Source organism: Giesbergeria anulus (assembly GCF_900111115.1).
GTDB classification, from domain to species: domain Bacteria; phylum Pseudomonadota; class Gammaproteobacteria; order Burkholderiales; family Burkholderiaceae_C; genus Simplicispira; species Simplicispira anulus.
This window is the reverse complement of the sequence record NZ_FOGD01000001.1, coordinates 729401-741853: the sequence shown is the minus strand read 5'-3', so window position 1 is coordinate 741853 and position 12453 is coordinate 729401. Positions and strand designations below refer to the sequence as shown.

Here is a 12453-nt window from a genome sequence, read left to right as displayed (position 1 = left end):
TTACTTGGTGGAATTTGGCAGTTGGGGCCGTTGCCAGCGCCGGTTTTGCAATACTTCATGTGGCAGGTAGGCGGATTTGTAGCTCATTTTGGGGCTGTCGGCAATCCAGTAGCCTAGGTACACATAATCCATGTCTTGCTGGCGGGCCTGTTCAATTTGCCACAAGACGTTGTAGGTACCATAGCTGCACCTGGGTTCGGGCTCATAAAAAGTGTAAACCGCTGAGAGGCCATCGTCGAGCAAGTCGAGGATAGACACCATTTTGAGCACGCCATCGGGGTGCTGGTCTGACGGTTCACGAAACTCTACCAACCGGGTATCAACCCGGCTTTGCAGCAGAAACTGGCTATATTGGTCAATGCTGTCTTGGTCCATGCCGCCACCAGCGTGGCGGGCTTGCTGGTAACGCAGGTAGAGTGCATAGTGCTCGGGCACAAAAGCCGGTGCCAGCACGCGCGCTTGCAAGTGGGCGTGGCGGGCCAAGGCGCGGCGTTGGCTGCGGTCAGGCGTAAATTCTTGTACCAGCACGCGCAGCGGCATACAAGCTTGGCAGCCATCGCAGTGCGGGCGGTAAGTAAACATGCCACTGCGCCGAAAGCCCAAGCGCACCAACTCCGAAAAGGTGTCGCTGCGTACTAGATGGCCCGGCGTAGCCACCTGAGAGCGTGCCTGCCGATCAGCCAGATAGCTGCACGGGTAGGTGGCGGTTGCGTAAAACTGTAGAGTTTGGGGCGGGAGGTCGTAGGGTTGCGTCATGCTGTGGCAGTGGCGGGCGACAGAAGAGCATCCCAGTATAGGGGCGTGAATTGCCAGTGCATGGCGCTTTGTTGCTGTGCCTGTGCCAGATGTTGTAGAAAATGAGCACGCGGTATTTCGTGGGCGCCCAAAGAGGCCAGATGGCGTGTGTTTTGTTGGCAGTCAATCAAGGCCGCACCGTGGTAGCGGCATAAGCCCACCAATGCGGCCAGTGCGATTTTGGACGCATCGGTTTGGTGGGCAAACATGGATTCACCAAAGACGGCCTGCCCGATGGCGACGCAATACAGGCCGCCGACCAGTTGGCCGCCCACCCAAGTCTCGACGCTGTGGGCGTAGCCTGCTGCATGGAGTTCTTGGTAGGCACTGTGCATGGCGGGCACGATCCACGTACCGGGCTGGCCGGGGCGTGGGCTGCTGGCACAGGCTTGCATCACGGTGCTAAAGGCGCTGTCAATGCGTATCTCGCAGTGGGCACTGGTGCGAAATTTCTCTAAGGTGCGCCGCAGTGAGCGGTGCAGGCGAAACTGTGCCACGGGCAGCACCATGCGCGGGTCGGGTGTCCACCACAGAATGGGCTGTCCGGCACTGAACCACGGAAAAATGCCGTTGCGGTAGGCGCGCAGCAGATGCGGCTTGTCCAAGGCACCGCCTGCGGCCAACAGGCCGGGGGCTGGAGAGTCTTGGCCCCAAGCTGCCTTGGGGGCAGGAAACGGCTCGTTGGGTGCCAGCCAAAGCAGATCAGAGTGCATGGTGTGGTGTTGGTACAGGCGGGTGATTGTCGTGCCTACGGCATTTGTATGCAAACAGAGGGTGTCTGGTGGTTGCACAGGGGTATAGGTCACGCAGTTGCCAAGACCACAGCCTAAAATTGCCTAGAGTGCAATTGAGATAGAGTTGAGATAGAGGGGCCTAATGGCCCAAGGAGCCTGTGTAGTGCAAGAAGAGAAAACGGTACCTGCTACCCCCAAGTTGGCACAACGTATTATTAAAAAATACCCCAATCGACGCCTTTATGACACCGATACCTCTGCCTATATCACGCTGGCCGAGGTCAAGCAGTTGGTCATGGAGCATAAAAATCTGGTAGTGCGCGATGCCAAAACGGGCGAAGACATTACCCGCAGCATTCTGTTGCAGATCATTTTGGAGGAAGAGGCCGGTGGTGCGCCGCTGTTTACCGAGGCGGTGCTGTCCAACATCATCCGCATCTATGGCCAAGCCATGCAGGGTTTTATGGGGAGCTACCTAGAAAAGAATGTGCAGCTCTTTACCGACATGCAGACCACAATGGCCGAGCAGTCCCAAAGCATGACCCCAGAGATTTGGGCGCAGTTTATGAGCGCCCAGTCACCGATGATGCAGGGCCTGATGGGCAATTATGCGGAGCAGTCGCGCAGCATGTTTACCCAGATGCAAGAGAAGATGCAGCAGCAGACCGAGCAAATGCTGGGGGTGCTGGGCCTCAAACGCTGAGGCGGCGTTAACCTTGCCATGCCCGTTCCAGCCCAATGCTGGGACAATACGGGTATGACTGAAGTTTCATCCCCTGCCAAAATTCCTAAAATCGGCTTTGTCAGCTTGGGCTGCCCCAAGGCCCTGACTGACTCCGAACTTATCCTCACGCAACTGAGCGCCGAGGGTTACCAGACTTCCAAAACGTTTGATGGGGCCGATCTGGTCATTGTCAACACCTGTGGCTTTATTGACGATGCCGTCAAGGAGAGCCTAGATACCATTGGCGAGGCGCTGGCCGAAAACGGCAAGGTCATTGTGACGGGTTGCTTGGGCGCGCGTGCCGGTGAGGGCGGCGGCAATATGGTGCGCGAGATGCACCCCAGCGTGCTGGCCGTGACCGGCCCCCACGCCACCCAAGAGGTGATGGATGCCGTACACCAAAACCTGCCCAAACCCCACGACCCGTTTGTCGATCTGGTGCCCGGTGGTTTTGGCGTGGCGGGCCTTAAGCTCACGCCCAAGCATTACGCCTACCTGAAGATCAGCGAGGGCTGTAACCACCGTTGCACCTTCTGCATCATCCCATCGATGCGCGGCGATTTGGTCTCGCGTCCGGTGGGCGATGTGCTATCTGAGGCTAAAGCGCTGTTTGCTGGTGGTGTGAAAGAACTGCTGGTGATTAGCCAAGATACCTCGGCCTATGGCGTCGATGTGAAATATCGCACTGGTTTTTGGGACGGCAAGCCGGTCAAAACGCGAATGCTGGAGCTGGTGCAAACGCTGGGCGAAATTGCCAAGACTTATGGTGCTTGGGTGCGTTTGCATTATGTCTATCCCTACCCCAGCGTGGATGAAGTGATCCCGCTGATGGCCCAAGGCTTGGTGCTGCCTTATTTGGATGTGCCATTCCAGCACAGCCACCCTGATGTGTTGAAGCGCATGAAGCGCCCAGCCGATGGCGAGAAAAATCTGGAGCGCATCCAGCGCTGGCGCGAGATTTGCCCCGATATCGTGATTCGCAGCACCTTTATTGCTGGTTTTCCGGGCGAGACCGAAGAAGAATTCCAGCACCTGCTCGATTTCTTGCGCGAGGCGCAAATTGACCGTGCGGGGTGCTTCGCTTACAGCGACGTCAAGGGTGCCGTAGCCAATGAACTGCCCGGTATGTTGCCGCTGGAGCTGCGCGAAGAACGCCGGGCGCGCTTTATGGCGGTGGCCGAAGAAGTATCCATTGCCCGTTTGCAGCGCCGCGTCGGAGCCACTATGCAGGTGTTGATTGACTCGGCCCCAGCGCTGGGGCGCAAGGGTGGCGTGGGCCGCAGCTATGCCGATGCCCCTGAGATTGACGGCACCGTGCAACTGCTACCACCTGAAAAGATCAGCAAGCAACTCAAGGTGGGCGAGTTCACCAAAGCGCGCATTGTGGCAGTGCGTGGCCACGATTTGGTGGCGCAGCCGTTTTAAGCAGGGTGCTGCGGCCATGAAAAAAGGCTTCCCAAGGGAAGCCTTTTTGCTGCGGTGTAGGCCGTGCCTTACACGCGCTTGCGGTATTCGCCGGTGCGGGTGTCGATTTCGATTTTGTCGCCTTGGCTGACGAACAGGGGCACGGGCACTTCAAAGCCAGTAGCGATCTTGGCAGGCTTGAGCACCTTGCCCGAAGTGTCACCCTTGACGGCGGGTTCTGTCCAAGTGATTTCACGCACCACGCTGGTGGGCAGTTCGACAGAGATGGCCTTGCCGTCGTAGAACACCACTTCCAGCTCCATGCCGTCTTCGAGGTAGTTCAGGGTGTCGCCCATGTTTTCGGCTTCAACTTCGTATTGGTTGAATTCGGTGTCCATGCAGACGTACATGGGGTCGGCAAAGTAGGAGTAGGTGCACTCTTTTTTGTCGAGGATGACGTTGTCGATCTTGTCGTCGGCTTTGTACACGTTTTCAGTGCCAAAGTTGCCGATCAGGCTCTTGAGCTTCATGCGCACGGTGGCAGCACCACGGCCACCACGGGCGTATTCTGTCTTGAGCACAACCATGGGGTCTTTGCCGTGCATGATGACATTGCCAGCGCGGATTTCTTGAGCGATTTTCATAAGCGATTTGCAGGGGTTGGGGCCGCTCTACGCGCGCAAGGGGGCGGGTTCGGCGGCAAAGGTGCGCGGTGCCGGTACAACCACGTAGCCGGCCTGATGGCGCAAAACCCAGCATTTTAGCGTTGTGACGCAGAAAACCCCAGAAGCTGGGTCAACAAATCTGGTTGTTGCAGGAGTTGTGCGCGCGCTGCCTGCACGCAAGCGGCCCATTCTTGCAGCATGGCGGTGGTGATGGTGGGCAAGGGCGTCTCGACCAAGCCATTCCACACCGCATGAAATTGGCGCAGTGAGGGCGGTGCTTGCAGCCAGTCCAAAAAGGCGTGCAGCTTGGCGTGGTGGGCGTGGTCGTGCTGTGGGTAAATATGCCAGACCAGCGGCTGCCCAGCCCAGAGGGCACGCACCAAAGAGTCCTCGCCGCGCACCAAGTTCAGGTCACAGGCCCAGAGCAACTCATCAAAGGCGGGCTGGGGCACAGGGGGCAGATAGCTGATGGTCAGTGCAGCAGCATCTTGGGCGTGTGGCGGGGCTTGCGATGCCAGTGTGGCCTGTACGGCAGCGGTGGCCCGCCCCGGCGTGACCAGCAGATGTATAGGGGCGGCAGAGGCGGGGCGTGGAGCCAACAGGGCGGGCAGGCCCGCCGGTTCGTAACAAAACAGGCTGATCCAAAGCGCGTCGGGCGGTAAGCCCGGTGCTGGGGTGTGGGCTTGACGCCACGCCCAGCGGTCAAAACCAGCTTGGCGTGCTGGCAAGTCTAGTTCGCGCAACAGGCCACCTGTGGCGGGGGTAAAGCCGGGGTAAAAAAACCATTTCGTCCAGCCGCTGGCCGGGCCATGCTGCACCAATGAGGGCAGGCGGTGGCAGCGCTCGACGTAGCGCTCGGCGGAGAGGTATTCCAAGTTGATCCATACCGGTGGCTGTCGGCCAGAATGTTGCACTTGGGCCACGGTAGCGGCCAGAAAATGGGCCTCTATCTCGCAGCCAAAAGCCTCGATGAGCACATCACTCGGTGCATTATCCGGGAGCAAGGCACTGCCCCAAGCGCGCACTTGCACGCCGGGGCAGCCCTGCGGGGCCATCCACGTTAAGGCGCTGGCATCGTCGATCCATAGGCGCACCTGCTGCCCACGCCCTGCCAAATCGCAGGCCAGCCGCCAGCACACGCCAATGTCGCCAAAGTTGTCGATCACCTGACAGAAAATATCCCATTGCATGTGCGTGCTGCTCCTTGGGCGGGGATTGTCGCTGCTGTGGCGGTGTCGGTTTTAGCGCAACGATAGCCCGGCCCGTTGCAGGGATTGGGACAGTTGATCGCGCCCATGCAGGGCGGCTGCATCGCGCAGCCGGGTCACTACCTGCTGGCTCCACGCGCTGGCGGGCATACCCTGCTCGGCTTGAAAGGCACCGAGGCGCTGGTCAAAGTCGCCAATTTCATCTTCTAGGTTTTGCGCTACTTGGTAGCGTTCGCGGTGCAGCACGGCGCTTTGTGCCAGCCGGGGCTTGATGGCGGCTGGGCGGGCCGCCGGGTCGGGGCGGCCCACGACCAGACCAAATATCGGAAACACCCCCGCAGGCGTGCCCAGCAGCTCGGCCACAGCTTCGGGCTGGTTGCGCAAGCCGCCGATATACACCGTGCCCAAACCCAGTGCTTCTGCCGCCAGCACAGCGTTTTGTGCTGCCAGTGCGGCATCAATGACGGCGAGCAGGGTGGTATCGAGGTACTGTACGCCCTCGGCGCGCTGCTGTTGGTATTGGGCGAGGCGCTCAATGCGCGAGACATCGGCCAGCCAAGCCAAAAATAAGGGGGCTTGGCGCACATGTTTTTGCTGGCCCACCAGTTCGGCCAGTTGTGCCCGGCGTTCGGGGGCTTCGACGGCCACCACGCTCCACGCTTGCAGGTTGGAGGACGTGGCTGCCGATTGCGCTGCGGCCACCAGCATCTCTAGCGTGCCTTCGGGCAGGGCATCGGGCAAAAAATGGCGTACCGAGCGGTGGTTGAGAATCTGCTCCAGCACGGGCAAGGCTGCATCGGGTGCCTGTAGATTCGGGGCATGGGTGCCGTAGCGGATGGACAGCGATTCAGGCAACGGGACAGACATGGAAGGAAAACTCCGGGAGTAGGGCACAAGCCCCGCACTGTAGCGATATAGACCAAGGCTTGCAGGCATAAGCCTATGCCCAGAACATCACACAGTGTCTGCTGGCGCACGCCACAATAGCGGCCATGTCTGATGATGTTGTCGTAGTTCATTCGCCGGAGTTGCTGGCGCAGGTAGCGGCGTTGCCCGCCTTGCCGGGCGTTTACCGTTATTTTGATACCCAAGGGGCGCTGCTCTATGTGGGCAAGGCGCTGCACCTCAAGCGCCGGGTCAGCAGTTATTTTCAGAAGAATCTGGATGGCACCCGCATCGGCCACATGGTGGGCAAAATTGCCCGGCTAGAGACCACCGTGGTGCGCTCTGAGGCCGAGGCCCTGCTGCTGGAAAACAACCTCATCAAAACCTTGCAGCCGCGCTACAACATTTTGTTTCGCGATGACAAGAGCTACCCCTACCTGCAATTGACGGGCGTGGCTGGTAAAGATGGTCAAGGGCCAGCACCGTGGCAGCAGTTTGCTCGGCTGGCCTACTACCGGGGGGCTGTGAATCATAAGCACCGCTACTTTGGCCCCTACCCCAGCGCTTGGGCGGTCAAAGAAACTATCGAGCTGCTGCAAAAGGTGTTTCGGCTGCGCACCTGCGAGGATACGGTGTTTAACCACCGCTCCCGACCTTGTTTGCTGTTTCAAATTCGACGTTGCAGTGGCCCGTGCGTGGGAAAAATCAGTCCCGAAGATTATGCCCAAGAGGTCGCCCATGCCCAAGCCCTGCTGCGTGGCGAAGCCGATACCGTGCTGGCGCAGTTGCAACAGCGCATGATGGCGCACGCCGAGCGGCTGGAGTTTGAGCTGGCGGCAGAACTGCGCAACCAGATTGCCGCCCTGTCACAGGTGTTGCAGCAGCAGTCGGTATCTACTGCAGACGACAGGGATGTGGATATTTTGGCCGTGCGCGTGCAGGGTGGGCGTGCCTGCGTCAATCTGGCGATGGTGCGCGGTGGCAGGCATTTGGGTGATCGGGCCTATTTTCCGGCCCAGCTACAAGAAGCGACGGCGCTGGTGTTGCCCGAAGAGGAGCAGGCGCAAGATGCAGGCATTGCATCCCAAGTGCTGCACGCTTTTATGGCGCAGCATTATTTGGGGGTGCCGGTGCCGCCGGTGTTGGTGTTGCCGCTGCCGGTAGCGGCCCCGTTGTTGCAATTGCTTTCCGAGCAAAGCGGCCAGCGTATCCATGCCGTACACCAGCCGCGTGCCTTGCGCCGCACATGGCTAGAGATGGCGCAACACAATGCCGAACTGCAATTGGCCCGCCTGCTGGCCGAAGAAGGCTCACAGCAGGCACGCACCAGCGCTTTGGCCCAAGTGCTGGATTTGCCGCTGGACGATATGGCGCAGTTGCGCATCGAGTGCTTTGACATCTCACACACAGCGGGCGAGGCCACCCAAGCCTCGTGCGTGGTGTTTCAGGGGCATCAGATGCAGCCCGCTCAATACCGACGTTACAAAATTGAGGGCATTACTGGCGGTGATGACTATGCCGCTATGCACCAAGTGCTGCTGCGCCGCTACAGCAAAGTAGCTGAGGCCCAGCGGGAGGCCGGTGGTGCCGATACGGCACCAGCACAAGCGCGCTTGCCCGATTTGGTGCTGGTGGATGGTGGGCAGGGGCAAGTCAAGGTGGCACAGGCCGTGTTTGAGGCGTTGGGGTTGGACGTGTCACGTATTGTCGGCGTAGAAAAAGGCGAGGGCCGCAAGGTTGGGCTGGAAGAGTTGGTGTTTGCCGATGGCCGCCCCAAGTTGGCGCTGGCCGCAGATTCTGCGGCGCTGATGCTGGTGGCACAGATTCGCGACGAGGCGCACCGTTTTGCCATCACCGGGATGCGTGCGGCGCGGGCCAAGGTGCGTACTGGCGGCAGTCGGCTGGAAGATATTGCCGGTATTGGCCCGAAAAAGCGTGCCCGGCTGTTGCAGCGTTTTGGGGGTGTGCGCGGCGTGGCAGCGGCCAGCGTGCAGGATTTGGCGACCGTGGAAGGCATTTCGCCCGCCTTGGCGGAAACGATTTACCAAGCCCTGCGCTAATCACCCAAGGGGTAATGTCCCGGCGTGCCACAATCGCGGCCATGTTTTGGACTATCCCCACCCTCATGACTTGGACGCGTATTGTCGCGATACCCTTGATCGTCGGGGTGTTTTATGCGCCGCTGGACTTGGGCACGCGCAATTGGCTCGCTACGGTGATGTTTGTGTTGTTTGCGGCTACCGACTGGCTTGATGGCTACTTGGCGCGCAAGCTCAACCAAACTTCTTCCTTTGGCGCGTTTCTCGATCCGGTGGCTGATAAGTTTTTGGTCTGCGCCTCTTTGCTGGTGCTGGTGCATTTGCAGCGCGCCGATGTGTTTGTGGCGCTCATCATTATTGGCCGCGAGATTGCCATTTCCGCGCTGCGCGAATGGATGGCCCAAATTGGGGCCAGCAAAAGTGTGGCCGTGCACATGCTGGGCAAGGTCAAGACCACGGTGCAAATGGTGGCGATTCCGTTTTTGCTCTACGACGGGCAGTTGTTCGGGTTGATCGACACCGGCGTTTGGGGAACTTGGCTGATCTGGATTTCTGCCGTGCTCACCGTGTGGTCAATGGTCTACTACCTGCAAAAGGCGTTGCCTGAAATCCGGGCGCGGGTGCAATAGCGCCCACAAAAAAACCCGGCACAAGGCCGGGGCAGAAGTGGTGCCAGCGCGGCACCTAGGAGGAATCGAATCGCCGCAGTTTAGGCGGTGGCGGCAGCCATGTCGCGGGCGGCGCTTACCAGCGCTTGGGCCTTGGCGTCATCACCCATGGCTACGCCCTCAGCGCGCACGATACGCACATCGGTCACGCCAAAAAAGCCCAGCACGGTTTGCAGATAGCTTTCTTGGTGCTCCATCGCGCGGCCAGCGTCGGAGGTAGAGTAGATGCCACCACGGGTGGAGGCGATGATGATCGTTTTGCCCTTTGCCAGCCCTTCTGGGCCTGTGGCGGTGTAGCGGAAGGTGCGGCCCGGCTGGGCAATGCGGTCTACCCACGCCTTGAGTTGGCTGGGGATGCTAAAGTTATACAACGGGGCACCAATCACCACCACATCAGCGGCCAAAAACTGGCTGACCAAGCGCTCCGACACCGCGTTTTCGTGCTGTTGCACGTCGCTTAGGCCATCGGTCTGGCCCGTGCGCGGCGCCATGGCGTCCATCGTGAAGTGGCCGGGGGCATCGGCCACCAGATCCAGATAATCGACTTGGGTGTCAGCATGGCTGGCCTTCCAAGCGGCTACGATTTGGGCCGTCAGTTGGCGGGAAACGGAACCAGCGCCGGTGATGGCGGAATCAATGTGCAGCAGTTGCATGGTATGTCTTTGGGCAAATAAGCCACCCGTGGCGGCGATGAATGGATTATGTGTGCGTATCCATTTTGGGATAAGTAGGCAAAATCAGCTCAATTCGTCCTATTTTTAGAACAGTGAGCCAGATGATGCAAGACCTCAACGATATGCTGTACTTTGCCGAGGTGGTAGAGCGCGGTGGCTTTGCCGCTGCCGGGCGGGCTTTGGGCATTCCCAAGTCGCGCCTATCGCGGCGGGTGGCTGGGTTAGAAGCCCAGTTGGGTGTGCGCTTGTTGCAGCGCACCACGCGCCAGCTCTCATTGACGGCGGTGGGCGAAGCCTATTTGCGCCATTGCCAAGCCCTGCGCGAAGCGGCCCAAGCGGCCCAAGATGTCGTCAGCCAAGTGCATGCCGTACCGTGTGGCACCATCCGCGTCAGTTGCCCGGTCACGTTGGCGCAAACCGTGCTGGGCGAGTTGATGCCCGAATTTCTGGCCCGCCATCCGCTGGTGCGGGTGGAGATGCAAGTCACCAATCGGGCGGTGCATCTGGTCGAAGAAGGCATAGACGTCGCCTTGCGCGTGCGCTCTTCGCTTGAAGACAGCGGCAGTTTGGTCGTTAAGCGCTTGGATATAGCCCGTCAGGTGCTGGTGGCTAGTCCGGCTTTGTTGCAACGCCAAGGCACGCCCGCTACGCTGGCTGATTTGGCAGGCATGGACAGTGTGGCCATGTCCGCCCCTGATGGCCGTGCTACTTGGCAACTGAGTGGCCCCGACGGTGTTGAGCAGGTGCTGCACCACCATCCGCGCTATGTGGCCGATGATTTGCTCACGCTCAAGTTTGCCGCTTTGGCGGGTACCGGCATTTGCTGGCTGCCCGACTATATGTGCCAAGAGGAGATACGCGCTGGCCATTTGGTGCAGGTGTTGCCCCAATGGGCACCTACGCCCGGCATTGTTCATGCGGTATTTCCGTCGCGCCGGGGCTTGGCACCAGCAGTGCGCAGTTTTTTAGACTATTTGGGCCAATGCATACCGGGACGGCTGATGGCCCACCCGCTGTGAGCAGGGGCAGGCATTCAGACGTTTAAGCGAGCAGGCGCAGAGCGTTGGAACGCGCGGCAGTATCTACCTTGAACACAGCCACCAGATTGGCCAGTTGCTGGGCTTGGGTTTCTAGGTTGTCTGCGGCCACGGAGCTTTGCTCGACCAAGGCCGCATTTTGCTGCGTCATTTGATCTAATTGGCTCACTGCCACATTGACCTGTGAGATGCCGTCGCGCTGCTCTACCGCTGCGGCGCTGATCTCGCCCATCATGCCGCTAACGCGCTGCACGCCTTGTACGATTTCGCCCATGGCTGTTCCTGCACTGCCGACCAATTGCGTGCCCGAATCAACCTTTTCGACGCTGGCTTGGATCAACTGCTTGATCTCTTTGGCCGCTGCCGCGCTGCGCCCTGCCAAACTGCGTACCTCTGTGGCTACCACGGCAAAGCCGCGCCCCTGCTCTCCGGCGCGTGCCGCCTCGACCGCTGCATTGAGCGCCAAAATGTTGGTTTGAAAGGCAATGCCATCAATCACACCGATGATGTCGCCAATTTTTTGGCTGCTGTGGTGGATTTCTTGCATGGTTTGCACCACATGCTCCATGACTTCACCGCCCCGGCTGGCTGAGCTGACCGCCGTACTGGCCAAGGTGTTGGCCTGTTGGGCCGAGTCGGCACTTTGGCGCACCGTAGCAGTGAGTTGATCCATGCTGCGCGCGGTGGTTTCTAGGCTAGAGGCGGTCTGTTCGGTGCGCATGCCTAGGTTTTGGTTGCCGCTGGCGATGTCGGCGCTGGTAGCGCGCAGCTGCTGGATGTTGTCGCGCACGGCTGCCACCAAGGTGTGAAAGCGCTGCTGCATGTCACGCACGGCGGCCATCACACTGCTGCTATCGCCGGGGCGCACGGGCACCGCCACCGTCAAATCACCGTGCTGCATGGCCTGCACCACTGCGCGTACTTCGCTGGGTTCAGCACCCAGCTCGCGGTTGATGCTGCGTGATACCGTGGTCGTAGCGATGATGCTAATTAGCACCGCCAGCAGGGTGATGCCCAGCATCACGCCCGTGAACTGCGCCGCCTCTTGGTTGGCAAACTGGCTGTTTTGGAGGATGCGCTTTTCTTCAAAGTCGATCAGTTGGTTGATGGTCGCCAGCCACTGTGTGTATTGCGGCTTGGCCTCGGCCCAGAGCAGCGTTTCGGCCCCAGCCCTGTCACCGGCCTGCACCAATTGCACTACTTTGCCCGATGTGGCTACGGTGCGTGTCTCGATGTCTTTGATGGCTTGCAGCATGCGAGCCACATCGGGGGGGATGGTGGCTTCCGTTTTGAGCACAGTCTCCAACTGCTTGACGGAGTTGGCATAAAAACTGGCTAATTGCTCAATCGTTTGCAGCTCTTTTTGGCGCGCTGCTTCGTCGGGGGCCATCACCACATCACGCAAGGCAATGGCGCGGTCGTGCGCGGAGCCACGAAAGTTAATGGCGGCGCGTTGGATGATGGCGTTCTGGCTGGCATTGGCGCTCAAGGCAGCGTCGATACCACGCGCGATATACACGCTGTAGATCGACATGCCCATCAATACCATGATGACCAAACCAAAGCCCGCCATCAGGCGCTGGCTGATTTTCCATGTCTGCATAGGTATCTCTCTTGGGG

Annotated in this window: 12 protein-coding genes; 5 read left to right on the top strand and 7 right to left on the bottom strand. The window is 59.6% G+C overall.

All coding sequences use genetic code 11. From position 1 onward, the window contains the following. Positions 1-756, bottom strand: a complete 756-nt coding sequence (locus BMX55_RS03360) for an arginyltransferase (protein WP_091452665.1) — start codon at positions 754-756, stop codon at positions 1-3. Then, positions 753-1508: a leucyl/phenylalanyl-tRNA--protein transferase gene (gene aat, locus BMX55_RS03355; RefSeq protein WP_091453191.1), complete on the bottom strand. Its 756-nt coding sequence runs from the start codon at positions 1506-1508 to the stop codon at positions 753-755. Before aat ends, BMX55_RS03360 begins: the two co-directional genes overlap by 4 nt. 163 nt (positions 1509-1671) lie before the next feature. Here aat and phaR point away from each other — a divergent pair, with 163 nt between their 5' ends. After that, on the top strand, positions 1672-2232 hold the full coding sequence (gene phaR / locus BMX55_RS03350; protein ID WP_091452662.1) for a polyhydroxyalkanoate synthesis repressor PhaR: 561 nt from the start codon (positions 1672-1674) through the stop codon (positions 2230-2232). A gap of 54 nt (positions 2233-2286) precedes the next feature. Then, positions 2287-3678 (top strand): 30S ribosomal protein S12 methylthiotransferase RimO, encoded by a 1392-nt coding sequence (rimO, locus tag BMX55_RS03345; protein ID WP_091452659.1) that lies wholly within the window; start codon positions 2287-2289, stop codon positions 3676-3678. 68 nt (positions 3679-3746) lie between these two features. On the opposite strand, the gene efp is transcribed toward rimO, so the two are convergent. The 3 genes from efp to BMX55_RS03330 form a co-directional block, all read right to left on the bottom strand. Then, positions 3747-4301, bottom strand: a complete 555-nt coding sequence (gene efp / locus BMX55_RS03340; RefSeq protein ID WP_091452656.1) for an elongation factor P — start codon at positions 4299-4301, stop codon at positions 3747-3749. Between the two features lie 116 nt (positions 4302-4417). Next, complete coding sequence (gene earP, locus BMX55_RS03335; RefSeq protein WP_091452653.1) at positions 4418-5512, bottom strand: elongation factor P maturation arginine rhamnosyltransferase EarP; 1095 nt, start codon at positions 5510-5512, stop codon at positions 4418-4420. Positions 5513-5563: 51 nt separating this feature from the next. Further along, positions 5564-6397: an NADPH-dependent oxidoreductase gene (locus BMX55_RS03330; RefSeq protein ID WP_091452649.1), complete on the bottom strand. Its 834-nt coding sequence runs from the start codon at positions 6395-6397 to the stop codon at positions 5564-5566. Positions 6398-6522: 125 nt separating this feature from the next. On the opposite strand from BMX55_RS03330, the gene uvrC reads away from it, so the two are divergent. Beyond that, positions 6523-8475 carry an excinuclease ABC subunit UvrC gene (gene uvrC, locus BMX55_RS03325; RefSeq protein WP_091452647.1) on the top strand — a complete coding sequence of 651 codons (1953 nt, stop codon included), beginning with the start codon at positions 6523-6525 and terminating at the stop codon, positions 8473-8475. Positions 8476-8516: 41 nt separating this feature from the next. Further along, entirely contained in the window at positions 8517-9083 is a 567-nt protein-coding gene (pgsA, locus tag BMX55_RS03320) for a CDP-diacylglycerol--glycerol-3-phosphate 3-phosphatidyltransferase (protein ID WP_091453188.1), read from the top strand. 80 nt (positions 9084-9163) lie between these two features. Here the strand turns inward: pgsA and BMX55_RS03315 are convergent, their stop codons facing one another. Beyond that, a complete protein-coding gene (locus BMX55_RS03315) occupies positions 9164-9775 on the bottom strand; it encodes an FMN-dependent NADH-azoreductase (protein ID WP_091452643.1) in 612 nt (203 codons plus the stop codon). A 125-nt stretch (positions 9776-9900) separates the two neighbouring features. Between BMX55_RS03315 and BMX55_RS03310 the strand changes: the two genes are divergently transcribed. Next, on the top strand, positions 9901-10815 hold the full coding sequence (locus tag BMX55_RS03310) for a LysR family transcriptional regulator (RefSeq protein ID WP_091453185.1): 915 nt from the start codon (positions 9901-9903) through the stop codon (positions 10813-10815). Positions 10816-10837: 22 nt separating this feature from the next. Here the strand turns inward: BMX55_RS03310 and BMX55_RS03305 are convergent, their stop codons facing one another. Then, on the bottom strand, positions 10838-12436 hold the full coding sequence (locus BMX55_RS03305) for a methyl-accepting chemotaxis protein (protein ID WP_091452640.1): 1599 nt from the start codon (positions 12434-12436) through the stop codon (positions 10838-10840). Positions 12437-12453 lie beyond the last annotated feature (17 nt).